Origin of the sequence: Vagococcus penaei, assembly GCF_001998885.1 — a bacterium.
Lineage (GTDB): Bacteria > Bacillota > Bacilli > Lactobacillales > Vagococcaceae > Vagococcus > Vagococcus penaei.
Window position 1 is genome coordinate 1,424,950 of record NZ_CP019609.1, and the last position, 24,868, is coordinate 1,449,817.

The 24,868-nt window shown below is 36.1% G+C and carries 17 protein-coding genes, 6 tRNA genes and 3 rRNA genes; 22 read left to right on the forward strand and 4 right to left on the reverse strand.

Going from position 1 to position 24,868, the window contains the following annotated elements:
- Nucleotides 1–262: 262 nt before the first annotated feature.
- From BW732_RS06805 to BW732_RS06910, 22 genes are all read left to right on the forward strand, one after another.
- A 16S ribosomal RNA gene (locus BW732_RS06805) occupies nt 263–1,818 on the forward strand.
- Nucleotides 1,819–2,042: 224 nt separating this feature from the next.
- Nucleotides 2,043–4,954: ribosomal RNA gene (locus tag BW732_RS06810) — 23S ribosomal RNA — on the forward strand.
- A gap of 81 nt (nt 4,955–5,035) precedes the next feature.
- A 5S ribosomal RNA gene (rrf, locus tag BW732_RS06815) occupies nt 5,036–5,151 on the forward strand.
- The 16S, 23S and 5S rRNA genes sit together here with 6 tRNA genes alongside, the layout of an rRNA operon.
- A 22-nt stretch (nt 5,152–5,173) precedes the next feature.
- Nucleotides 5,174–5,246 (forward strand) — tRNA-Val (locus BW732_RS06820).
- A gap of 10 nt (nt 5,247–5,256) precedes the next feature.
- Nucleotides 5,257–5,329 (forward strand) — tRNA-Lys (locus tag BW732_RS06825).
- A gap of 34 nt (nt 5,330–5,363) precedes the next feature.
- Nucleotides 5,364–5,436, forward strand: a tRNA-Thr gene (locus BW732_RS06830).
- Nucleotides 5,437–5,448: 12 nt separating this feature from the next.
- Nucleotides 5,449–5,520 (forward strand) — tRNA-Gly (locus tag BW732_RS06835).
- A gap of 12 nt (nt 5,521–5,532) precedes the next feature.
- Nucleotides 5,533–5,618 (forward strand) — tRNA-Leu (locus BW732_RS06840).
- Between the two features lie 139 nt (nt 5,619–5,757).
- Nucleotides 5,758–5,831: transfer RNA gene (locus BW732_RS06845), tRNA-Arg, on the forward strand.
- Nucleotides 5,832–5,911: 80 nt separating this feature from the next.
- Nucleotides 5,912–7,120 (forward strand): S-methyl-5-thioribose kinase, encoded by a 1,209-nt coding sequence (mtnK, locus tag BW732_RS06850; protein ID WP_077276048.1) that lies wholly within the window; start codon nt 5,912–5,914, stop codon nt 7,118–7,120.
- Nucleotides 7,114–8,169: a s-methyl-5-thioribose-1-phosphate isomerase gene (locus BW732_RS06855; protein ID WP_077276049.1), complete on the forward strand. Its 1,056-nt coding sequence runs from the start codon at nt 7,114–7,116 to the stop codon at nt 8,167–8,169. Before mtnK ends, BW732_RS06855 begins: the two co-directional genes overlap by 7 nt.
- A gap of 23 nt (nt 8,170–8,192) precedes the next feature.
- Nucleotides 8,193–8,852: an L-fuculose-phosphate aldolase gene (locus BW732_RS06860; RefSeq protein WP_077276050.1), complete on the forward strand. Its 660-nt coding sequence runs from the start codon at nt 8,193–8,195 to the stop codon at nt 8,850–8,852.
- A gap of 317 nt (nt 8,853–9,169) precedes the next feature.
- Nucleotides 9,170–9,625: an arginine repressor gene (locus BW732_RS06865; RefSeq protein WP_335673635.1), complete on the forward strand. Its 456-nt coding sequence runs from the start codon at nt 9,170–9,172 to the stop codon at nt 9,623–9,625.
- Between the two features lie 219 nt (nt 9,626–9,844).
- Nucleotides 9,845–11,071, forward strand: coding sequence for an arginine deiminase (gene arcA, locus BW732_RS06870; protein WP_077276052.1), 1,227 nt, complete (start codon nt 9,845–9,847; stop codon nt 11,069–11,071).
- 26 nt (nt 11,072–11,097) lie between these two features.
- On the forward strand, nt 11,098–12,117 hold the full coding sequence (gene argF / locus BW732_RS06875) for an ornithine carbamoyltransferase (protein WP_077276053.1): 1,020 nt from the start codon (nt 11,098–11,100) through the stop codon (nt 12,115–12,117).
- A 79-nt stretch (nt 12,118–12,196) separates the two neighbouring features.
- Nucleotides 12,197–13,132, forward strand: a complete 936-nt coding sequence (gene arcC, locus BW732_RS06880) for a carbamate kinase (protein ID WP_077276054.1) — start codon at nt 12,197–12,199, stop codon at nt 13,130–13,132.
- Nucleotides 13,133–13,185: 53 nt separating this feature from the next.
- Nucleotides 13,186–13,875 carry a Crp/Fnr family transcriptional regulator gene (locus BW732_RS06885; protein WP_077276055.1) on the forward strand — a complete coding sequence of 230 codons (690 nt, stop codon included), beginning with the start codon at nt 13,186–13,188 and terminating at the stop codon, nt 13,873–13,875.
- Nucleotides 13,876–13,940: 65 nt separating this feature from the next.
- On the forward strand, nt 13,941–15,386 hold the full coding sequence (locus tag BW732_RS06890) for a YfcC family protein (protein ID WP_077276056.1): 1,446 nt from the start codon (nt 13,941–13,943) through the stop codon (nt 15,384–15,386).
- A gap of 292 nt (nt 15,387–15,678) precedes the next feature.
- On the forward strand, nt 15,679–17,373 hold the full coding sequence (argS, locus tag BW732_RS06895; RefSeq protein ID WP_077276057.1) for an arginine--tRNA ligase: 1,695 nt from the start codon (nt 15,679–15,681) through the stop codon (nt 17,371–17,373).
- A 321-nt stretch (nt 17,374–17,694) separates the two neighbouring features.
- Complete coding sequence (locus BW732_RS06900; RefSeq protein ID WP_228414918.1) at nt 17,695–18,072, forward strand: CtsR family transcriptional regulator; 378 nt, start codon at nt 17,695–17,697, stop codon at nt 18,070–18,072.
- 95 nt (nt 18,073–18,167) lie between these two features.
- A complete protein-coding gene (locus tag BW732_RS06905) occupies nt 18,168–20,642 on the forward strand; it encodes an ATP-dependent Clp protease ATP-binding subunit (RefSeq protein ID WP_077276058.1) in 2,475 nt (824 codons plus the stop codon).
- Between the two features lie 364 nt (nt 20,643–21,006).
- A complete protein-coding gene (locus BW732_RS06910) occupies nt 21,007–22,335 on the forward strand; it encodes a C1 family peptidase (protein ID WP_077276059.1) in 1,329 nt (442 codons plus the stop codon).
- Between the two features lie 48 nt (nt 22,336–22,383).
- Here the strand turns inward: BW732_RS06910 and BW732_RS06915 are convergent, their stop codons facing one another.
- From BW732_RS06915 to BW732_RS06930, 4 genes are all read right to left on the reverse strand, one after another.
- Nucleotides 22,384–23,133 (reverse strand): YibE/F family protein, encoded by a 750-nt coding sequence (locus BW732_RS06915; RefSeq protein WP_077276060.1) that lies wholly within the window; start codon nt 23,131–23,133, stop codon nt 22,384–22,386.
- A complete protein-coding gene (locus BW732_RS11680) occupies nt 23,123–23,656 on the reverse strand; it encodes a YibE/F family protein (protein ID WP_077276061.1) in 534 nt (177 codons plus the stop codon). The genes BW732_RS06915 and BW732_RS11680 overlap by 11 nt, the downstream gene beginning before the upstream one ends.
- Nucleotides 23,617–24,234 carry a YibE/F family protein gene (locus BW732_RS11685; protein ID WP_077276062.1) on the reverse strand — a complete coding sequence of 206 codons (618 nt, stop codon included), beginning with the start codon at nt 24,232–24,234 and terminating at the stop codon, nt 23,617–23,619. The genes BW732_RS11680 and BW732_RS11685 overlap by 40 nt, the downstream gene beginning before the upstream one ends.
- A 242-nt stretch (nt 24,235–24,476) precedes the next feature.
- On the reverse strand, nt 24,477–24,860 hold the full coding sequence (locus BW732_RS06930) for a hypothetical protein (RefSeq protein ID WP_077276063.1): 384 nt from the start codon (nt 24,858–24,860) through the stop codon (nt 24,477–24,479).
- Nucleotides 24,861–24,868: the final 8 nt, after the last annotated feature.

Consider the following 24,868-nt stretch of genomic DNA (forward strand, 5'->3'; position numbering starts at 1 on the left):
TTTGAAATTTCAAGTTGTTTAAGAAAACTTAATAAATTTTTAAAAAGTTGTTGACAAAGCAAAAGATAATTGATATGATATAAAAGTTGTTACGACAACAAATATTAAAAAAGTTTAGACCTTTGAAAACTGAACAAAGTAAGACAAACCAAATGTGTAGGGCGTTTTTACAATAGTAAAAACAAACCATATTTAAAGTGAATAGAAACATTCGCTAGCAAAATTTTTAAATGAGCTAAACATCGCAAGATGTTATCATACTTTTATTGAGAGTTTGATCCTGGCTCAGGACGAACGCTGGCGGCGTGCCTAATACATGCAAGTCGAACGCACTTTTCTCACCGGAGCTTGCTCCACCGAGAAAAGTGAGTGGCGGACGGGTGAGTAACACGTGGGCAACCTGCCCATCAGAGGGGGATAACACTTGGAAACAGGTGCTAATACCGCATAATTCCTATTGCCGCATGGCGACAGGATAAAAGACGCTTCGGTGTCACTGGTGGATGGGCCCGCGGTGCATTAGTTAGTTGGTGGGGTAACGGCCTACCAAGACCATGATGCATAGCCGACCTGAGAGGGTGATCGGCCACACTGGGACTGAGACACGGCCCAGACTCCTACGGGAGGCAGCAGTAGGGAATCTTCGGCAATGGACGAAAGTCTGACCGAGCAACGCCGCGTGAGTGAAGAAGGTTTTCGGATCGTAAAACTCTGTTGTTAGAGAAGAACAAGTGAGAGAGTAACTGTTCTCACCTTGACGGTATCTAACCAGAAAGCCACGGCTAACTACGTGCCAGCAGCCGCGGTAATACGTAGGTGGCAAGCGTTGTCCGGATTTATTGGGCGTAAAGCGAGCGCAGGTGGTCTTTTAAGTCTGATGTGAAAGCCCTCGGCTCAACCGAGGAAGGTCATTGGAAACTGGAGGACTTGAGTGCAGAAGAGGAGAGTGGAATTCCATGTGTAGCGGTGAAATGCGTAGATATATGGAGGAACACCAGTGGCGAAGGCGACTCTCTGGTCTGTAACTGACACTGAGGCTCGAAAGCGTGGGGAGCAAACAGGATTAGATACCCTGGTAGTCCACGCCGTAAACGATGAGTGCTAGGTGTTGGAGGGTTTCCGCCCTTCAGTGCCGCAGCTAACGCATTAAGCACTCCGCCTGGGGAGTACGGCCGCAAGGCTGAAACTCAAAGGAATTGACGGGGGCCCGCACAAGCGGTGGAGCATGTGGTTTAATTCGAAGCAACGCGAAGAACCTTACCAGGTCTTGACATCCTTTGACCACTCTAGAGATAGAGCTTTCCCTTCGGGGACAAAGTGACAGGTGGTGCATGGTTGTCGTCAGCTCGTGTCGTGAGATGTTGGGTTAAGTCCCGCAACGAGCGCAACCCTTATTGTTAGTTGCCATCATTTAGTTGGGCACTCTAGCAAGACTGCCGGTGACAAACCGGAGGAAGGTGGGGATGACGTCAAATCATCATGCCCCTTATGACCTGGGCTACACACGTGCTACAATGGACAGTACAATGAGTTGCGAGACCGCGAGGTTTAGCTAATCTCTTAAAGCTGTTCTCAGTTCGGATTGTAGGCTGCAACTCGCCTACATGAAGCCGGAATCGCTAGTAATCGTGGATCAGCATGCCACGGTGAATACGTTCCCGGGCCTTGTACACACCGCCCGTCACACCACGAGAGTTTGTAACACCCAAAGTCGGTGAGGTAACCTTCGGGAGCCAGCCGCCTAAGGTGGGATAGATGATTGGGGTGAAGTCGTAACAAGGTAGCCGTATCGGAAGGTGCGGCTGGATCACCTCCTTTCTAAGGATAATTACGGAAACACATTGGTTGAATTTACTTTGTTCAGTTTTGAGAGGTTTACTCTCAAACATTATTGATTTGTTCATTGAAAACTGGATAGTTGAAGTTAGACATCAACATAAATTAAGTACACTGCGTGACACAATGCAAGTTGTGAAGCGTTGTTTGTATCAGATATCGCTGTTTGATACAAACAAAAAAGATCTAACCATTAGGTTAGAAAAGGTTAAGTGAATAAGGGCGCACGGTGGATGCCTTGGCACTAGAAGCCGATGAAGGACGGGACTAACGCCGATATGCTTCGGGGAGCTGTAAGTAAGCTTTGATCCGGAGATTTCCGAATGGGGGAACCCAATACCTTTTATAGGGTATTATCTATTAGTGAATACATAGCTAATAGAAGGTAGACGCAGAGAACTGAAACATCTAAGTACCTGCAGGAAGAGAAAGAAAAATCGATTTCCTTAGTAGCGGCGAGCGAAACGGAAACAGCCCAAACCAATGAGCTTGCTCATTGGGGTTGTAGGACTCAGCTGTGGTAGCTGTTGTGAATAGTCAAATCGACCTGGAAAGGTCAGCCGGAGCGGGTAAAAGCCCCGTAGACGAAATTGACAACACACCTATGAGTATCCTGAGTACGGCGGAACACGAGAAATTCCGTCGGAATCCGGGAGGACCATCTCCCAAGGCTAAATACTCTCTAGTGACCGATAGTGAACCAGTACCGTGAGGGAAAGGTGAAAAGCACCCCGGAAGGGGAGTGAAATAGAACCTGAAACCGTGTGCCTACAAAAAGTCAAAGCCCGTTAATGGGTGATGGCGTGCCTTTTGCAGAATGAACCGGCGAGTTACGATTGCATGCGAGGTTAAGCTGAAGAAGCGGAGCCGTAGCGAAAGCGAGTCTGAATAGGGCGACGTAGTATGTAGTTGTAGACCCGAAACCATGTGACCTACCCATGTCCAGGTTGAAGGTGCGGTAAAACGCACTGGAGGACCGAACCCACGTACGTTGAAAAGTGCGGGGATGAGGTGTGGGTAGCGGAGAAATTCCAATCGAACTTGGAGATAGCTGGTTCTCTCCGAAATAGCTTTAGGGCTAGCCTCGGAATTAAGAATGATGGAGGTAGAGCACTGTTTGGACTAGGGGCCCGTCTTGGGTTACCGAATTCAGATAAACTCCGAATGCCATTCATTTATATCCGGGAGTCAGACAGTGAGTGATAAGATCCATTGTCGAAAGGGAAACAGCCCAGACCACCAGTTAAGGTCCCAAAATATATGTTAAGTGGAAAAGGATGTGAGGGTGCACAAACAACTAGGATGTTGGCTTAGAAGCAGCCACCATTTAAAGAGTGCGTAATAGCTCACTAGTCGAGTGCCCTTGCGCCGAAAATGTACCGGGGCTAAACATATTACCGAAACTGTGGATAGAACCTTTGGTTCTATGGTAGGAGAGCGTTCTAAGGGCGTTGAAGCTAGATCGTGAGGACTAGTGGAGCGCTTAGAAGTGAGAATGCCGGTATGAGTAGCGAAAGACAGGTGAGAATCCTGTCCACCGAATGACTAAGGTTTCCTGGGGAAGGCTCGTCCTCCCAGGGTTAGTCGGGACCTAAGCCGAGGCCGATAGGCGTAGGCGATGGACAACAGGTTGAGATTCCTGTACTCGTTTGTTTTGTTTGAACAATGGAGGGACACAGGAGGTTACGGAAGCGCACTGTTGGATATGTGCGTATAAGCAACAAGTCTTGGTGTGAGTCAAATGCTTACACCTCTAAGGACGAGTTGTGATGTGGAGGGAAATTTAGTACCGAAGTTCCAATATCACACTGTCAAGAAAATCTTCTAGTTAGAAGCAAACGACCCGTACCGCAAACCGACACAGGTAGTCGAGGAGAGAATCCTAAGGTGAGCGAGAGAACTCTTGTTAAGGAACTCGGCAAAATGACCCCGTAACTTCGGGAGAAGGGGTGCTAAACGCAAGTTTAGCCGCAGTGAATAGGCCCAAGCGACTGTTTATCAAAAACACAGGTCTCTGCAAAATCGAAAGATGACGTATAGGGGCTGACGCCTGCCCGGTGCTGGAAGGTTAAGAGGATGGGTTAGCAATAGCGAAGCTCAGAATTGAAGCCCCAGTAAACGGCGGCCGTAACTATAACGGTCCTAAGGTAGCGAAATTCCTTGTCGGGTAAGTTCCGACCCGCACGAAAGGCGTAACGATTTGGGCACTGTCTCAACAAGAGACTCGGTGAAATTTTAGTACCTGTGAAGATGCAGGTTACCCGCGACAGGACGGAAAGACCCCATGGAGCTTTACTGTAGTTTGATATTGACTGTTTGTGACACATGTACAGGATAGGTAGGAGCCGTTGAACTCGGAACGCTAGTTTCGAGGGAGGCATTGGTGGGATACTACCCTTGTGTTATGACCAGTCTAACCCGCGCCACTTATCGTGGCGGGAGACAGTGTCAGATGGACAGTTTGACTGGGGCGGTCGCCTCCTAAAATGTAACGGAGGCGCCCAAAGGTTCCCTCAGAATGGTTGGAAATCATTCGAAGAGTGTAAAGGCAAAAGGGAGCTTGACTGCGAGAGTTACAACTCGAGCAGGGACGAAAGTCGGGCTTAGTGATCCGGTGGTTCCGCATGGAAGGGCCATCGCTCAACGGATAAAAGCTACCCTGGGGATAACAGGCTTATCTCCCCCAAGAGTTCACATCGACGGGGAGGTTTGGCACCTCGATGTCGGCTCGTCGCATCCTGGGGCTGTAGTCGGTCCCAAGGGTTGGGCTGTTCGCCCATTAAAGCGGCACGCGAGCTGGGTTCAGAACGTCGTGAGACAGTTCGGTCCCTATCCGTCGCGGGCGTTGGAAATTTGAGAGGAGCTGTCCTTAGTACGAGAGGACCGGGATGGACATACCTCTGGTGTACCAGTTGTTCTGCCAAGGGCATTGCTGGGTAGCTATGTATGGACGGGATAAACGCTGAAAGCATCTAAGCGTGAAGCCCCCCTCAAGATGAGATTTCCCATTTCTTTAAGAAAGTAAGATCCCTGAGAGATGATCAGGTAGATAGGCTAGGAGTGGAAGTACAGTGATGTATGGAGCGGACTAGTACTAATCGATCGAGGACTTAACCAAATAAACGGTGTCACTTATGTTAATGATAACTTCAAATCCAGTTTTGAGTGAGCAATCACTTAATTAAATAAACGCACGTAGTGCGGTGACGATGGCAAGAAGGATACACCTGTAACCATGCCGAACACAGCAGTTAAGCTTCTTAGCGCCGAGGGTAGTGAAGGGTTTCCCTTTGTGAGAGTAGGACGTTGCCGCGCTTTTTGCGTTTTTTAATCTATTGGAGGTTTAGCTCAGCTGGGAGAGCACCTGCCTTACAAGCAGGGGGTCGGCGGTTCGATCCCGTCAACCTCCATTTTAAATTAGACTCGTTAGCTCAGTTGGTAGAGCATCTGACTTTTAATCAGAGGGTCACTGGTTCGAGCCCAGTACGGGTCATTTTTTTGTTTCAACAGATTTTTAATAAGATTTAGCCGGCTTAGCTCAGTTGGTAGAGCATCTGATTTGTAATCAGAGGGTCGAGGGTTCAAGTCCTTTAGCCGGCATTCTATTTCTAAGCGGAAGTAGTTCAGTGGTAGAACATCACCTTGCCAAGGTGGGGGTCGCGGGTTCGAACCCCGTCTTCCGCTTTTTATGTTCCAGCCGGGGTGGCGGAACTGGCAGACGCACAGGACTTAAAATCCTGCGGTGAGTGATCACCGTACCGGTTCGATTCCGGTCCTCGGCATTAATAAAAACGTAGTCTATATAAAAGCTAATCTGTAGATAGATTAGCTTTTTATTTTTTATAAAATTTGTGTTGTTTAATAATAATTACTAGACAAGTAATTTAAAGTGTGTTATTATCTAGTAGTAGTAGGAATTAAGCACCCATAGCTCAATTGGATAGAGTGTCTGACTACGGATCAGAAGGTTAGGGGTTCGACTCCTCTTGGGTGCGTAAATATGTGTTAAGCATTTATGTTAAGTTAACTTAACATAAATGCTTTTTTATTTTACTTATGAAGGGAATGATAGTCTGTGACTGATTTACTAGAACATTTTATTTTGCAAGAATATGACGTTGCTGAGTATATTAGCAACCATTTTCCAGATTATAGCTGTGTAGAAAATTTAGATGTTAGTGAAATTGGTGATGGTAACATTAATTATGTCTTTCGTGTCTTGGATAAAGAAACAGGGAAAAGTCTAATTGTTAAGCAAGCAGACAAATTATTGCGATCATCTGGTCGAGAATTGGATATTAATCGTAATATAATTGAATATGAAGCACTAAGAATTTATCAAGAACTAGTTCCATGTTTTGTACCTAAAGTTTATCTATATGATGAAGAACTTGCTCTAATAGTAATGGAAGATATTTCTAATTTTAAAAATTTGCGTTATGAACTAGCTGACAGAAAAATTTTCCCGAATTTAAGTGAAGAAATCAGTTTATATTTAACTAAAACTCTATTATTAACTTCTGATGTAATAGGTGAATCTAAAATTAAAAAAATGCGTTTAAAAAAATTTATAAATCCTGATATGTGTGATATTAGTGAAGATCTTGTCTTTACTGAACCTTATAATAATTATAAACAACGTAATATTATTACACCTGAAAATGAGGAATTTGTAAAGAAAATAATTTATCAAAACCAAATTTTAATATCTGAAGTTGCTAAATTACGCTACCGTTTTATGAACTGTTCCGAAGCACTGATTCATGGTGATCTGCATTCAGGCTCTATTTTTATTAATGATTTTGGCTTAAAAGTTATTGATCCAGAGTTTGCTTTTTATGGTCCTATGGGATACGATATTGGCAATGTTTTGGCACATTTGACAATATCTTTAGTTCAAAGTTATTACGTAAACTATCAAAAAGAATTTTCAAATTGGTTACTTAAAACCATTGCTGATATTTTTGATTTAATTATGATTAAGATGGATAAACTTTATGTAAAAAATGTCAGATTATCTTTGTATCAGTTAGGCTCATTTAAAAATAGTTTCTTTAATCAGATTAAGTCGGATAGCTTAGGCTACGCTGGTACTGAAATTATTCGTCGTATTATTGGGGATTCAAAAGTTCTTGAAGTGACCGATGTGCCAAACTGCCAAATGGAACAGAATTTATTGCTAATTGGATCGGATTTAATTATTCATAGAAATGAATTAAATACAGGTTCTGAATTAGCAAAAATAATCATTAATAGATTAGAAAAGAGAGAAAAATTATGTTAAAACGTGCTGATGAGGGGATGCCATTTTTATTGAAGTATGAACATGTTGCTTGGTATGAGAATGGCACTGTTAAAATCTTAGATCGACGTATCTATCCAACTGAAGTTTTGTTTGTAACATGCTCTAGTCACAAAGAAGTAGCTCAGGCTATAAAGGATATGGTAACACAAAGTGCAGGTCCATATACTGCTGCTGGAATGGGAATGGCACTAGCAGCTTATGAATGCCGTGAGAAAGCCACTGTAGAACAGTTAAATTATTTACAGCAAGCCGCAAAAACAATCGGAATGGCGAGACCAACCACTGCTAATCGCATGTTACAAATTACTAATACTTGTGTTGCATTAGCTAATAATGCTCTTCTTAATGGAAAAAGCCCTATTTCGGCGATAGTAAACGGTACAATTGATTCGTTAAATCGTCGTTATACAATTATGGATAAGGTCGGACACTATCTATTAAAACAAGTTCCAAGAGGAGGAACTATTTTAACACAATGTTTCGGTGAAACAATTATTGGAACTTTACTAAGAGCAGCAAAAAGTAAAAATCATGATATGAAAGTTTATTGTGCAGAAACGAGACCCTATTTACAAGGAGCACGCTTAACTGCAAGTTGTGCTCAGGATTTAGGATTTGACACAACCGTTATAACGGATAATATGGTAGCTTACGCTATGGAAAATAAAGAAATTAGTTTGTTTACTTCTGCAGCTGATACCATTGCTCGGGATGGTCATATTGCTAACAAAATTGGTACAAACCAAATAGCCATTTTGGCGCAGTTTTATCAGATTCCTTATTTTGTTACAGGCATTCCAGATCAAGATAAATTCGGTCGTCAGGATATAATTATTGAGGAAAGAGATCCACAACAAGTATTGGAATGTCGCGGTATAAAGAACACATTGCCTGGGGTGAAAGGAATTTACCCTTCATTTGATATTACACCACCTAATCGAATTAGTGGTATTGTGACAGATAAAGGTATTTATGCGCCTTATGATTTATCAAGCTATTTTGATACCAAAGCAGTGCAATTTTATTAGATTATGGATGGAGTTGTTTCTTAATGAAGTATTTAGAGTTACGTAAAAATTTAGTTGATTATGGTAAGAAAATGATAACAGATAGTCTAACTACAGGTACTGGGGGTAATTTAAGTTTATTTATTCGCGAGGATGAGGTGATGTTAATCACTCCAAGTGGAATTCCTTATCATGAAACGACACCGTCTGACATTGTTTTAATGACTTTAGATGGAACCATTATCGATAGCCATCGTACACCATCAAGTGAATATGATATGCACCGTATATTTTATCAAAAGTCACCTAAAATTAATGCTGTCGTTCATACACATTCTGAGTATGCAACGGTTTTTGCTTGTTTGCAAGAAGAAATAATGCCACTACATTATATAATTGGTTCAATTGGTAAAAAAGTTCGTTGTTGCCCTTATGAAACATTTGGAACTCCTGAACTAGCAGAAGTTGCTTACGAAACAATAGGAACAGATAAAGGGCTCCTTTTGGGTAATCATGGAACAATAGCCGTAGGGGAGAATTTAAAAGATGCCTTTTCAGTTGCTAAAGATATAGAGTTTATGGCTAAATTATATTATCGCGCGCGTTCAATTGGTGAACCTGTTTTATTAACAGATAGTCAATTAGAGGATGTCATCGATAAGTTTGATACTTATGGGCAATTACGAACTTACGGACAAAAATAATTTACACACTGTAGTATAGTAGGGGTTAATTATAACTAATTTTAAAAGGTTAGTTATGATTAACCTTTTAATTTGAATTGAAAAAGAATTTTTGAAATTAGTTCCCATAATTTTTAGGTGTTTGAGTTAATGGATTTCAGTCACATTAAAATAAAAATACGATTAACTGAGATATGATCATAGCTTAATTTTTAAAGTGTCTTTTAATTTTAAAGTGTCTATTATATACTAAGATAGTGAATAGTTTTACTTGATGCTGATTTGACATACAATTATTAGAGGAGAATACAAATATGAGTAAAAAAAAGAGGCAAGCAATTATTAAACGTTTAATTAGTGAAAATGATATTTCTAAACAAAGTGAACTGATGGAACTACTGGAAAAAGAAGATATACAAACAACGCAAGCAACAATTTCTAGAGACATACGTGAGTTAAATATTATTAAAAATCATAACGATAAAAATAAATCATATTATCGGTTGCTAAATAATTCTGTTTTAGGTAAAAATAAGTTGACTGATGAGGAACGTTTAATTAATGCAATTGTCGAAACAGGTGTATCATTACGGCAAATCGAATTTACCAATTTGTTAACAGTTTTACCTGGAAATGGTCAAGTTGTCGGTGTTTTAATTGATAGTATTAGAACAAATTTTACAGAAATTGTGGGTTGTGTAGCTGGTGATGATACCATTTTAATTTTATCTGAGAATAAAGATGATGCTAAAATAGTTAATAAATATTTTCAACAATATTTGTATATTCATTAAAAAAATAATGAATATAACAAAAAAAATTGGAATATATATTAGATAAATAATTCACAATATAATAATAGCGCTTACAACATGGTGCAATATATTCGCTTAAGTGTATAATGATGTATATATAGCATTTATAATGTCTGAATAACAGTTATTTTTTTTATTATTATTGTTATCCTAAGTGTGTCGAAGAGATAATTAAAATTACTTAGGAGGTTTTTAAAAATGAGTCGCCCTATTAATGTTTATTCAGAGATTGGTAAGTTAAAATCCGTTTTACTGCATCGTCCAGGTAAAGAATTGGAAAATTTAATGCCCGATTATTTGGAAAGGCTATTATTTGATGATATTCCATTTTTAGAACAAGCTCAAAAAGAACATGATAATTTTGCAAAATTATTACAGTCAAAAGGTATTGAAACGCTTTATTTAGAAGACTTAGCTGCGGAATCATTGGTTAATGACGAAATTCGTACACAATTTATTGATCAATATTTAGAGGAAGCTAATATTAAAAGTGATACTGCTCGCGAAAAAGCTCGTGAATTATTATTATCATTTGATAATAATCGTGATTTAATCGATAAAACAATGGCAGGAATGCAAAAAGTTGAGTTACCAAAATTTGAAGTGAAAAATTTAACTGATATGGTTGAATCAGATTATCCATTTGTCATCGATCCAATGCCAAACTTATATTTTACGCGCGATAATTTTGCGACAATTGGTCATGCTGTATCGCTTAACAGAATGTATGCAATTACACGAAATCGTGAATCAATTTTTGCTGAATACATATTTAAATATCACCCACGTTTTGCTGGTAAAGATGTTCCATTGGTATACGATCGTGAACAACCGACACGTATTGAAGGTGGAGATGAATTAGTTCTTTCTAAAGATGTATTAGCTGTTGGGATTTCTCAAAGAACAGATGCAGCATCTATTCAAAAATTAGCAGAAAATATTTTTAAAGAAAACATTGGGTTTAAGCACATTTTAGCTTTTGATATTGGTGAACGTCGTAAATTTATGCATTTAGATACAGTATTTACAATGGTAGATTATGATAAATTCTCAATTCATCCAGAAATTGAAGGAGACTTAGTTGTTTATTCAATCTCGGAAGGTCAAAATGGTGGATTAGATATTATTCGTGAAGAAGATACGTTAGAGAATATTTTATGTAAATATTTACATATAGATAAAGTTAAATTAATTCGTTGTGGTGGTAATAATATTACCGCAGCTGCGAGAGAGCAATGGAATGATGGTTCAAATACATTGACAATCGCACCTGGTGAAGTAATTGTGTATGATCGTAATACTATAACAAATAAATTATTGGAAGAAGCAGGCGTTAAATTAAATTATATACCAGGTAGTGAACTAGTTCGTGGTCGTGGTGGCCCAAGATGTATGAGTATGCCATTAGTGAGAGAAGATATTTAATAAAACTAAAATTAGGGGTGTAAGATATGAATTCAGTATTTCAAGGTCGTAGCTTATTAGCAGAAAAAGATTTTACTCGTGCAGAAATTGAATATTTAATTGATTTTGGGATTCATCTAAAAGATTTAAAAAAACGAGGTATTCCACATCGCTATTTAGAAGGAAAAAATATTGCGCTTTTATTTGAAAAGACATCAACACGAACACGTGCGGCTTTTACGGTTGCAGCAGTTGACTTAGGAGCTCAACCAGAATATTTAGGTAAAAATGATATTCAATTAGGAAAAAAAGAATCAGTTGAAGATACTGCGATTGTTTTAGGAAGTATGTTTGATGGTATTGAGTTCCGTGGTTTCAGCCAAGAAGTTGTTGAAGGATTAGCAAAATACTCTGGAGTACCAGTTTGGAATGGTTTAACTGACGAATGGCATCCAACTCAAATGATTGCTGATTTTATGACAATTAAAGAAAATTTTGGTCACTTAGAAGGAATCAATCTAGTATACGCTGGTGATGGACGTAATAATATGGCTAATAGTTTACTCGTAACAGGTGCAATTTTAGGTGTTAATGTTAGAATTTGTGCACCAAAAGAATTATTCCCAACACAAGAAGTAATTGATTATGCAAATAAATTTGCGGCAGAATCTGGTAGTAAATTAGTTATTACTGATGATGTTTCTGAAGCAGCTAAAGATGCTAACGTTCTTTATACAGATGTCTGGGTATCTATGGGTGAGGAAGATAAATTTGAAGAACGTGTTAATTTATTAAAACCATATCAAGTTAATATGGATATGTTAAAAGCAACAGGTAATATGGATGGGGATTTAATTGTTTTACACTGTTTACCTGCTTTCCATGATACTGAAACAGAGTATGGAAAAATGGTTGAAGAAAAATTTGGTGTATCTGAGATGGAAATTACAGATGAAGTCTTTAGAAGTAAATATGCTCGTCAATTTGAAGAAGCAGAAAATAGAATGCATTCAATTAAGGCGATTATGGCAGCTACACTAGGTAACTTATTTATACCAAAAGTATAACAATTAGCTAGTAGAAAACAGCATGATAGATAATTCTCATGCTGTTTTCTTTAAAATATAAGTGGAAAGAGGAGTAGTCATGGAAAAAAAAGTTGTCGTAGCTTTAGGTGGAAATGCGATTCTTTCAGACGATGCAAGTGCTCAAGCACAACAAGAAGCATTAATTAAGACATCCAAACATTTAGTGAATTTAGTCAAAAGCGATTATAAATTAATTATTTCTCACGGAAATGGTCCGCAAGTAGGTAATTTGTTATTGCAACAACAAGCAGCCAATTCAGAAAAAAATCCTGCTATGCCGTTAGATACTTGTGTGGCCATGACTCAAGGTAGTATTGGATATTGGTTATCGAATGCAATGGCTAATGAATTAAAGGCAGTTGGAATTGAAAAAGAAGTTGCCACTATTGTGACACAAGTTGTTGTCGATCCAAAAGATCCAGCATTTGAAAATCCAACAAAACCTATTGGTCCTTTTTTAACCGAAGAGCTTGCCAAAGAAGAAGCCGAAAAGACAGGTGCTATTTTTAAAGAAGATGCGGGACGTGGTTGGCGTAAAGTAGTAGCAAGTCCAAAACCAATTGGTATTCATGAAGCTCACGTTATTAATACACTTGTTGATAATGGCGTTATTACCATTTCTTGTGGTGGTGGTGGCATTCCAGTTGTTGGGGAAAATTTACAAGGTGTTGAAGCAGTTATTGATAAAGACTTTGCTTCAGAAAAGTTAGCACATTTAGTTCAGGCAGATAAGTTCATTATCTTAACTGGAGTAGATTATGTTTATATTAATTATGGTAAAGAAAATGAACAAAAATTGACCAATGTTAGCGTAGTAGAGTTGGAAAATTTTGCTGCAGAGGGTCACTTTGCTCCAGGTAGCATGTTACCTAAAATTGAAGCTGCTATTCAATTCGCTAAAAACAACCCTGGAAAAGAAGCGATTATAACATCATTAGATTGTTTAGAAGCTATCTCAGATGATGAATCAGTTGGAACAGTTATTACGCTATAAAACATACGTTTTAATAGTGTCGATAGCTGAGTTAACGAGGAGAAGATAAAACAATGACAATAGAAGAAATTGGTAGACATCAGAAAGATTTTTGTTATATTTCAGATCAAGATATTAAAAAAATGCAGTCTGTTAGCATCGTCCGAAGTTATAAAAAAGGTCAAGTACTATTTGATCCAGGCGATACAATTAATGCAGTCTATTTTTTGAAATCAGGTGTAATACGACTAGAAAAAACTGACCCTACATGCACTTTTTTTTATTTGCATTATATAAAATCAAAGCAACTATTTCCTAGAGTGGGATTATTTACGGATAAGCACCATTTTTACTCAGCTATTGCACATACTGATATTGAAGTAATATCAATACCTATAGACATTTTCTCGGATATTTTAAGTAATAACAGTTATCAACTGAAATACTGGATTACCAAGCAGTCTGAAATGTTAAAATTACAAATTATAAAAATTCAAAAAGGGACATTAAATAATGCTGATACCCGTGTAACAGCTACGCTAGCATTGCTATGTAAAGAGTTAGGTGAAAAACAGTACCCACGTGGTAATGTAACAATTCCTTGTCCTGTCACTATTAATCAAATTTCACAGGCTAGCGGTACAACTCGTGAAACGACAAGCACAATTATTAAAAAATTGATTAAAGAGAAAAGAATAACCTATAGTCACAAATATTTAAACTTTTTAGACGCTAAATATTTTACCGATTTTTTGGTTGATTAAGTTTCCTAAAAAATTTTAAATGAAAGGAGTAGTATAATAATTTTAAATTATTATACACTAACGTTATGGCTAAAGAAAAGAAAAAAAGGAGAGAACTGTCCTCCTTTAGTATATTATTCATTATTATTATTGTATTAGGTATTATTACCAAATTATTGAATGGTCAGAGTTTTACACCACAAGATATTGATGGAACCATGGTTGATCATGTGGTAGGAGCTCATTTATATGACATCGTTATGGCGCCATTTAATGGCTTTAAAGATGCTATTGATATTAGTATATTTATCTTAGTGTTAGGTGGTTTTTTAAATCTAGTGACACAAACGGGTGCATTAGAAGCAGGTATTCAGCACGTTGTAAAAAAATTAAAAGGCAATGAATTAATGATTATCGCTATTTTAATGTTTTTATTCTCAATTGGTGGCTCAACTTATGGAATGTCAGAAGAAACCATTCCGTTCTATAGTTTATTAGCAGTAACGATGGTTGCTGCTGGCTTTGATACGATTGTTACTATTGGAACAGTTCTATTAGGTTCTGGTGCTGGGGTAATTGGTTCAACGGTTAACCCATTTTCAACAGGGGTAGCTATGGATGCTTTAAATGGAATTGGTATTAAACCAAATGCAGTTATCATTATTGCAGTTGGTGGTGTTATTTGGTTTACGACAACAATGTATTGTATCTACGTCGTAATGAGTTATGCTAAGAAAGTTAAAGCGGATCGTGGCTCAACGATTTTATCCTTACAAGAACAAAAAGATATGGATGAAGAATTTTTAAAAGATGATTCAAAAGAAATACCGTTTACAAAAAAACATAAAATTATTTTATCATTGTTTGCTTTCTGTTTCTTAGTTATGATTGTTTCTTTGATTCCTTGGGGAGAATTTGGTGTAACAATTTTTAATAACTGGACAGCATTTTTAACAGGTAATAGTTTTGGTGATTGGTATTTTGGTGACTTAGCAATGTGGTTCTTTATCATGGGATTAGCTATCGCTATTGTGAACCGTTTCTCAGAAAAAGAAATTGTTAGTACATTTATTCAAGGTTCTTCTGATATGCTATCAGTTGTATTAATTATTGTTGTGGCACGTGGGGCATCCTCTTTAATGTCGACAACACATCTAGATTTGTATATTTTAGATAAAGCAGCATCACTGTTAGGTACACTATCACCAATTCTCTTTGTAATTGGCGCGTATATACTGTATTTATTATTATCATTCCTAATACCATCAACATCCGGATTAGCTTATGTGTCTATACCAGTAATGGGAGCGCTTGCACAAAAAGTAGGTATGAGTCCAGATGTAATGGTTATGATTTTTGCTTCTGGTTGTGGTTTAGTTAACTTAGTAACACCAACATCTGGAGTAGTCATGGGAGGGTTACAAATTACAAAAGTTAATTACTCAACATGGACAAAATTTATGATGAAACCGTTAATTGTAATTGGTGTGATGAACGTAATTATTTTAATTGTATCAATGTTGCTAGTTTAAACTAGCAACTAAGTGAGTCTTTTGGTATAATGCTAGTAATAGATTAAGTACTTATTTGATACTAATTATTGATAAAGCGATTTTGGGATAGTGAAAGCCAAGACAATACAAATAGGGAAGCGCAACTATCGATTATTCATATAAACATTTAAATGACAAGTGGCTGTTTTACAGCAAAAAGAGTGGCACCGCGGATATATAATTCGTCTCTTATTATTTTTATTAGGAAAATAATAAGAGGCGGATTTTTTAGTATCATTAAATTAATTAAAAACATAAAGGAGAATACAGTATGGATTATAAAAAACAAATAGCAGAAGATTTACATCACATTCTAGGGGAGTCACTAAGTTATGAAGAAATTTATAGTTTACTAGAAGTGCCTAAACTAAGCGCTAATGGTGATTTTTCTTTCCCAACTTTTTCATTAGCAAAACTATATCGTAAAGCCCCAAATATGATTGCTGAAGAGTTGTCTGAAAAAATAGCAACTAAACATTATGAAAAAGTTGCACCAGCTGGTGGTTACTTGAATTTCTTTTTAGAAAAAGGTCCTGTTGTTAATGAAGTTTTAAATGTTATCATGACTGAAAAAGAGCATTATGGTGATAGTAATGAAGGGAACAATAAAAATGTACCAATTGATTTATCTTCCCCAAATATCGCTAAACCAATCTCAATGGGACACTTACGTTCGACTGTTATTGGAAATTCTATTTCGGAAATTTATAGTAAAATTGGTTATTCACCCATTAAAATCAATTATATTGGTGACTGGGGAACTCAATTTGGTAAACTAATTGTTGGCTATAAAAAATGGGGTAGTGAAGAAGCCGTTAAAGCTAATCCAATTCAAGAGTTACTAAAATTATACGTACAATTCCATGAAGAAGCAGAAGAAGATCCCGAATTAGAAGTACAAGGTCGTGAATGGTTTAAAAAATTAGAAGACGGCGATGAAGAAGCAGTTGCATTATGGGAATGGTTTAGATCAGAATCATTAAGCGAATTCCAACGTATCTACGATATGCTGGGTATTACGTTTGATTCATATAATGGTGAATCATTCTACAACGATAAAATGGATCGCGTAATTGATTTATTAGAAGAGAAAAATTTATTGAAACCAGACAAAGGTGCAGACATTGTTGATTTAGAAAAATATGACTTAAACCCGGCTTTAATTCGTAAGTCAGATGGAGCAACACTTTACTTAACTCGTGATTTAGCATCAGCTTTGTATCGAATTGAAAACTATGATTTTGTTCAAGCTTTATACGTGGTTGGTAATGAACAATCGATTCATTTCAAACAATTAAAAGCTGTTTTAACAGAAATGGGCTATGATTGGGCAAAAAATATTCACCATATTCCTTTTGGCTTAATTACGCAAGGTGGGAAAAAATTATCAACGCGTAAGGGGAAAGTTGTTTTACTTGAAGAAGTTCTGAATGAAGCCGTGGATTCAATTAGACAACAAATTGAAGAGAAAAATCCTGATTTAGAAAATAAAGATGAAGTCGCACACCAAGTCGGAATTGGTTCTGTTATTTTCCATGATTTAAAAAATGATCGTATGAATTCATTTGATTTTAATTTGGAAGATGTAATTCAATTTGAAGGTGAAACTGGCCCTTACGTTCAGTATACTCGTTCACGTTGTGAGAGTATTTTAAGAAAATCTGATTGGCACAATGATGGTAAGAAAGAAGTGTTAACTTTAAATGATCCTGATTCATGGGAAGTTGTAAAAAGTTTAAATAATTTCCCAAGTAAGGTTGAAGAAGCTGCAGTAAAATATGAGCCATCAGTCATCGCAAAATATGTTATTGATTTATCGCAAAAATTCAATAAATATTATTCAAAACATAAAATCCTAGTTGATGATGATCAAAAAGAGGCACGTTTAGCATTAGTCTATTCAGTATCTGTAGTTATTAAAGAAAGTTTAAGACTATTAGGTATCCAATCACCAGATATGATGTAATAGAATTTTATTGTATTTTGAACTGATAGTTTTTACTAATTGAATAGTTTGATTTATGACGGGAGCTTTAGTTAGCTCTCGTCATATTTTTTCGTAAATTTTAGCTTAATTGCGTATATTATTAAAAGTGATTAAATTATTAAGACTAGGGAAAGTTCTAATCTTTTTATTTGAATAAAGCTTTTAAACGTTTTACACTAGTACCTAATCGCTAGTTATAAGACCTTGCGCATAATTCATTTAATTGATCGAAATACTATCAACTTGTTGACTAATTCTGATATAATTAAGGTCAGATATAGTCAATAAGGTGGTGCAATAATGAATAATCGAAATATGTCTGATATGATTGAGTCGTATTTAAAAAAGATATTAGAAGCATCGGATCAGATTGAGATTCGACGCTCTGAAATTGCCGAGCGCTTTGAGTGTGTACCTTCGCAAATTAATTATGTCATTAATACTCGTTTCACTATTCCTAAAGGATATAAAGTAGAAAGTAAGCGTGGTGGTGGTGGCTATATTCGGATTTTTAAAATCGAATTGTTAGCGAACAGTGATGATTTAACAGATTTTACAACTTTAGTTGGTTCAGAGCTAACTGAAAGTGATGCAAGGGCGCTATTAGATCAGTTGGCGATTCATGAATGGATTAGTCCACGAGAAAAACAAATTTTTTTCTGTATTATTAAATTCTAAAGGATTATTAGCATTAGATAATAGTAGCTTTTTAAGGGCTCAAATGATGCTTGAATTATTGGAACATTTAAGATATGAAGATAGGAGTGAACCGGATGAGAGATGAATTATTTACGCAACGTGTGAGAGACGTTTTATCATATGCACAGGAATGTGCCCGTTTGACTAAACAAGATATGGTTGGAACCGAACATATCTTATATGGTTTAGCGAAAGAAAAAAAAGGTATTGCTAGTAAAGTTTTAAGTTTATTTGATTTAGATGATGAACGAATTTTGGATATGATTTTTGAAGACATTCCATATAGCTCTGATGAGCAACCTGAAATTCCGGAAAATCAGTTAGTTCCTTATTCGCCACGTGCTAGACAAATTTTAAAATTTGCTGAAGATGAATCCAAAAAATTAGATGCTACAGGCATAGGAACGGAACATATTTTATTAGCTATGTTGAATAATGAAATTATTTCGGCAACACAATTATTAGTTACAGAAGGCTTATTTATTCCAAGTGTTAAAAGTGAGTTGCTAAGACGGATCGGCATGACTAATGATGGCTCGTCTATGGCTAAAAAACGCCCTAAAAAAGAGGCTAATAGTGATGAGCAAACACCAATGCTTAATTCTCTAGCACGTGATATGACAGAGATGGCTCGGAGACAAAAATTGGATCCCGTAGTCGGTCGTGAAATTGAAGTCGAACGGTTATTACAAGTCTTATCACGTCGAACTAAAAACAATCCTGTCTTAGTTGGTGAACCTGGTGTCGGTAAAACGGCAATTGTTGAAGGTCTCGCTCAAAAAATTGTCTCAGGTGAAGTACCACAAGACATGTTAAACAAACGTTTAATGATGTTAGATATGGGCACAGTTATCGCTGGTACTAAATACCGTGGTGAATTTGAAGGTCGTATGAAAAAAATGATTGATGAAATTCGTACTGAAGGTAATATTATTTTATTCATTGATGAATTACATACGATGATTGGTGCTGGTGGTGCTGAAGGAGCAATTGATGCATCTAATATTATGAAACCTGCCTTGGCGCGTGGTGAATTACAAACAATTGGAGCAACAACGCTCAATGAATACCAAAAATATATTGAAAAAGATGCTGCTTTAGAACGACGGTTTGCTAAAATATTAGTTGAAGAACCCACAACTGAAGAAACAGCAACCATGTTACAGGGGTTACGTCAGCGCTATGAACGATTCCATAATGTTGAAATTACAGATGAGGCAATTGGAGCAGCTGTTCAACTATCTCATCGTTATATCACTGAACGACAATTACCTGACAAGGCAATTGACTTGATCGATGAGGCGGCAGCCCGTGCAAAATTACGTATGGCTAATCAAGGGACACCATTTTCTGAGCAAGAAAAAGTTGTTCAACAATTACTGATAGAAAAAGAAGAAGCAATTAAACAACTAGATTTTGAAAAGGCACAAAAGATACGTCGTCAAGAAAAAACAGCAATCGATAAGCTAGATAAATTAGTCGCAAAACAAGAAGCCCAAAATAATGGTTATTTGACGCAAGTGACTGATGCTGATATTGCACATGTTGTGTCACAATGGACTGGTGTGCCGTTACGAGAAGTTGAGAAAACCGAAAGCACACGGTTGTTGGACTTAGAATCTGTTCTACATCAGCGTGTCGTTGGTCAAGATGAGGCAGTTACTGCGGTATCTAAAGCTATTCGTCGATCACGTAGTGGATTGAAAGATCCAAAACGTCCAATTGGTTCGTTTATGTTCTTAGGCCCAACCGGTGTTGGTAAAACAGAATTGGCCAAAACTTTGGCAGCTGAAATGTTTGGTTCTGAAGATGCTTTGATTCGAGTTGATATGTCTGAATTTATGGAAAAACATAGTACCAGTCGTTTAGTTGGTTCGCCTCCTGGTTACGTTGGACATGACGAGGGTGGTCAATTGACTGAAAAAATTCGTCAAAGACCATATTCTGTTATCTTATTTGATGAGATTGAAAAAGCTCATCCAGATGTGTTCAACGTGTTATTGCAAGTTCTGGATGATGGTCATTTGACTGATTCTAAGGGTCGTAAAGTTGATTTTAAAAATACTGTATTAGTTATGACATCTAACATTGGAGCGACAGCTTTACGTGACGAAAAAACAGTTGGTTTTGGTTCAACTGATGCGAAACACAATTATGACACAATGAAACGTCGTATCCTAGAGGAATTAAAGAAAGCTTTCCGCCCAGAGTTTTTAAATCGTGTGGATGAATCAGTAGTCTTCCATCCATTAACAAAAGAAAATATTCATGATATCGTAAAAATTATGAGTCGTTCAATTGTAGATCGCTTAGCGGAACAACAAATTACGTTGAAATTAACAGCCAGTGCAATTGACGTGATTAGCAAAGAAGGTTTTGATCCTGAATATGGTGCTCGTCCAATCCGTCGTGCGCTTCAAAAAGAAATTGAAGATCGTTTAAGTGAAGCGTTGTTGACAGGTGAAATTCAACAGGGCGATACGGTAACTTTAGGTGCTAAAAAAGGTGAAATTTATTATAAAACGAAAAAAGAAGTTGTTATGAATTAGTTTTATCAACTAGTATAATTGTAAAAAATAAAACCCTAGAAGTATATATATTTCTAGGGTTTTTTTGTATTTAAAAATAGAAAAAAATCTGTTAATTTTATTTAAATACATAATATGGGTATTTAATTGTTTTTAAATTAATTTAAAAAACAATTAATTTAAATTTGACCTTTATTTTATTTATGTTATATTATGTTTATTAGAGTACTTGATAGATTCAAATATTATTAGATTTGTGTCAATAATCTCAACTCAATTTTATTCAGTAGAGAGATATTGTGATGGAATTATCGCTTATTCACAACTATCATTACCTTGTTTTATGCATTTTTTAAAATATAAAAAGATGAAAGAAGAGATGATTATGAAAACATTAACAAAGAAAATGATTCAAGACATGCAATTAAAGTTTGAAGAGTCTAAAAAGAATCGTGTGGCACAACATGCCGTTACAACTAATGGAGTGTCTAAGTCTGCACAGGATATTCAGTCAATTGATGAGAATCATTTTAATTTTTCATTAGATATTGATTCACATAGTGTAACTAATCAAAATCATAGTGGTCGTTGTTGGATGTTTGCATGCTTAAATGTTATTCGTTATCAAATAGAAAAACAATATAATATTGATAATTTCGAGCTATCGCAAAATTATATGTTTTTTTGGGATAAACTCGAAAAAGCTAACTATTTCTATCAAAATATTGTAGAAACAGCTAATTCACCATTATCAGATCGGACTGTTCAATACTTGTTGACTAGCCCTGAACAAGATGGTGGTGATTGGAACCTGATCATCTCTTTAGTTGAAAAATATGGATTAGTTCCACATTATGCAATGAATGAAACAAGTAACAGTATTGATTCGACTGACCTTAATACTTTATTAAATCGTAAATTACGCAAAGATGCACATAAATTAAGAGAAATGGTAGCCAACAATGCAACAGCAAAAGAAATAGACGACTATATAAACTCACAATTAGAAGCAGTGTATCGATTCTTGTGCATTAATCTAGGTACACCTCCAACTGATTTTAATTTTACTTTTTATACTAAGGATAAAGAATTTAAAATTTTTGAAAATCTTGATCCATTAACTTTTTATAAAGAGTATGTCGATATGGATTTAAATGATTACGTTGGAGTTATAAATGTTCCGACAGAAGAGATGCCATTTAATAAACTGTATGAAGTATCGCTATCAGACAATATGACAGATGGTTTAGTTAACAAATATTTAAATATTGAAATGAGTCAATTAAAGGAGTTAACTATTAAGCAAATTAAATCTGGAGAACCGGTTTGGTTTGGTTGTGATGTACTGAAATATTTTGATCGTCAAAAAGGTATTATGTCATATGACCTATACGACTTCACTAATTTATTTGATATTGAGTTTGAAATGGCTAAAGGGGATAGATTTAATTATCGAGAAAGTTTACCAACTCATGCGATGGTAATTGGTGGTGTCCATATTGTTGATAATAAACCAATTCGTTGGAAAGTGGAAAATAGTTGGGGACGCAAGATTGGTGACAAAGGGTTCTTTGTTATGGACGATGCATGGATGGATGAATTTGTTTATGAAGTTGTCATTAAGAAAGAGTTCTTACCAGCTGATTTACAACAAGTACTTATTGAAGAACCAATCGTTTTACCATTTTGGAATCCAATGAATCCGATTGTATAAATTTAATAAAAAAAGATAGCTTCCTCATCATGAAGGAAGCTATCTTTTTTAATAATGTTTCTTGTGATGTGTCATCAAGTAAGTTGTAATTGGAATAGTTAAAACGATACTCACACCACTAATAATAATACTTACCCATTCAGTTACGATTAATTTGGAATTCAATAAGTCTGATAATGAATAGTTTAAATCGGTAATCCAAATAAAGAGCGCTAACTGACTTCCAATGATGGCAAAAATCAGAGTATTTAAAGTAGAACCCAGAACGTCAATACCTACATGTAAGCCCGATTGATACCAATCTTTTTGTGAGATATCCGGCGTGGCCTTTTTTAATTCGGCTAGAGCAGACGTAATAGAAATCGCGACATCATTAATTGCTCCCACAAGGCTCATAATTAGTACAGATACACTAACTGAAACAAACGAGACACCAATGTCTAAAGAGTACATATCCATCTCCATTAATTCTTCACTAGGTAAGCCTTGAAGCGTCATTTGAGTCACACAAAAATAAATACCACTCATCATGACTAAGAGGACAATTAGACTACTAAAAAACGCATATTTGGTTGTGGGATAATAGCCATTAATAGCAAATAAATTCATTGCACTAATTAATAAACTAGTCCCGAGAGTTAACCAAAAAATGGGAATACCCCATCGTATTAAAATGACGGCCACAAACATTAGAACTAAATTAATTAAGAGAACAATAAACGTACTTAGCCCTGTTTTCCCACCAATACGCCACATTAATAAACCTAAAATTAGTAGTAATACAGTATTAACGGACATCGATTTTTCCCTCCTTCAATCCGAGCCAATAGCTTGCTAAATAAATTGTTAAAGGCACAGCAAGGACAATACCAATACTACCAACTAACGCGCGTGCTAATTCTAATGAAAGAACGATCGAAAAAGTATAATTGAAAGACATTTTATTTTTTAAGAAAATAATGATTAGCGGAATCGCACCGCTGAGGTAAGAAAAAATCATAATATTGGTCATAGGTCCGGTTATTTCTTGACCGATTGACTTTCCTGCTTGGATTAATTGCGCTTTTGAGATTTTCGGCTGATGTTTTTTGACTTCAGTTAAGGCAGCTGTAATGGTGACAGCAATATCCATAACGCCACCTAAACAGCCAATTAATAAGCTCGATAAAAAAATAATCTGTGGTGGTCTTGTAATTAATTCCATTTGTTCATAATGTAATCCTTGATGTCCAAGTAATGTAATTACTAAATAGCCAATTATGAAGGTACAAAGAGTTCCAATTAAGGTAGCAGTTGCAGCAATCTGAGTTTTTTTGACCAGCCATTAAGCAAAAAGAGTGTGCTTAAGATGAGTAAAGGGCTGATGAGACCAATCAACGGTAACAGCCAATTATTAGGTTGTTGTCGGTAAAAGATTAATAGTAAGCCAATTATTATGCTATTTAGGCATAAGCTAATAAAAATAAACAGACCACGTTTTTTCGCTATCATAAATAAGAATATGAGGAAAATGGTCGTTAAAATTAGTAAAGCTGTGTCACGTTTTCTATCGATTATGGTAACGGCATTAGGCGTAGTGGCATTAATTTTAACAAAGACTTTGTTCCCTTTATGATATGGATGATTACTAATTTGGGACTGTGAGTAGTGATTAATCGTTGTCATGGTTTCGCCACGATGTGAACCATTCAATATTTTAAGCGTTAAAGTTTGCTCATAGTGAGTGTCAGTATTTTGCTTTTCATCCTGCCGATTCTCTTGATTTGTTATGGTTACTTTAGTAATATTAGCAATTGTTTCTTGGTATGATGAATAGTTAAAGGTTTGATAAATGGCTAAGCTCATTAATAGCAAGATACAGCCACTGAAGAACCATGTTAATAGTTTCTTTTTAGGCATGTCGTCCTCCTTTTAGTTCTTTTTGATAAATTATAACATGCAACTATAAAAAAAAACCTTGAGTACATTTGTACTCAAGGAAAGGAGTTGTTTTATTTACTTTGGAGGAGTAAATAAAATGAAAAAGTTTGTTAGGGTTATTTGTTGGTATATACAAATCATAGTCAATAAGTGTGAATTTTTTGTTACCAAATTGCTAGAATCATGCAAAGAAAACGTTAAGTTTTTCTTAAGCGCTAAGTTTAAGTGATTTTCATAGTTTGTATGACTTTACTAATTGAGATGATTAATAGGATAAAGCCAATAATTGTAATCATTAAATAAACAGGTAAAAAAGCAACCATTGTAATTGAGAACTGAATAAGACTCCAACTGATTGCTTGTAGGAAACCAATAATCAAGCCAAGAATCATTAATTTTTTTTGTTGATGGCGTATGGCGATAAAGGTTTGAATGGAAACAAAATTGGCAATTAGTACAATAAGTAGAGCAATTAAATAGTCAATAGAAAGAAGTGGAGTGCTTTCTGACGTTACGAATAATGAAAAGCTTGCTAAGGTAAATGCACCATAATTAATTCCAACTAGCATCATTATCCAAAGAAGCCAAATAAATTTTTTGGCCATTAGTTGCC

Coding starts and splice junctions, on each gene's coding strand:
- BW732_RS06855 (WP_077276049.1), top strand. CDS start 7,114: ATGTTAAAACGTGCTGATGAGGGGATGCCATTTTTATTGAAGTATGAA.
- BW732_RS06860 (WP_077276050.1), top strand. CDS start 8,193: ATGAAGTATTTAGAGTTACGTAAAAATTTAGTTGATTATGGTAAGAAA.
- arcA (WP_077276052.1), top strand. CDS start 9,845: ATGAGTCGCCCTATTAATGTTTATTCAGAGATTGGTAAGTTAAAATCC.
- argF (WP_077276053.1), top strand. CDS start 11,098: ATGAATTCAGTATTTCAAGGTCGTAGCTTATTAGCAGAAAAAGATTTT.
- arcC (WP_077276054.1), top strand. CDS start 12,197: ATGGAAAAAAAAGTTGTCGTAGCTTTAGGTGGAAATGCGATTCTTTCA.
- BW732_RS06885 (WP_077276055.1), top strand. CDS start 13,186: ATGACAATAGAAGAAATTGGTAGACATCAGAAAGATTTTTGTTATATT.
- BW732_RS06890 (WP_077276056.1), top strand. CDS start 13,941: ATGGCTAAAGAAAAGAAAAAAAGGAGAGAACTGTCCTCCTTTAGTATA.
- argS (WP_077276057.1), top strand. CDS start 15,679: ATGGATTATAAAAAACAAATAGCAGAAGATTTACATCACATTCTAGGG.
- BW732_RS06900 (WP_228414918.1), top strand. CDS start 17,695: ATGAATAATCGAAATATGTCTGATATGATTGAGTCGTATTTAAAAAAG.
- BW732_RS06905 (WP_077276058.1), top strand. CDS start 18,168: ATGAGAGATGAATTATTTACGCAACGTGTGAGAGACGTTTTATCATAT.
- BW732_RS06910 (WP_077276059.1), top strand. CDS start 21,007: ATGAAAACATTAACAAAGAAAATGATTCAAGACATGCAATTAAAGTTT.
- BW732_RS06915 (WP_077276060.1), bottom strand. CDS start 23,133: ATGTCCGTTAATACTGTATTACTACTAATTTTAGGTTTATTAATGTGG.
- BW732_RS11685 (WP_077276062.1), bottom strand. CDS start 24,234: ATGCCTAAAAAGAAACTATTAACATGGTTCTTCAGTGGCTGTATCTTG.
- BW732_RS06930 (WP_077276063.1), bottom strand. CDS start 24,860: ATGGCCAAAAAATTTATTTGGCTTCTTTGGATAATGATGCTAGTTGGA.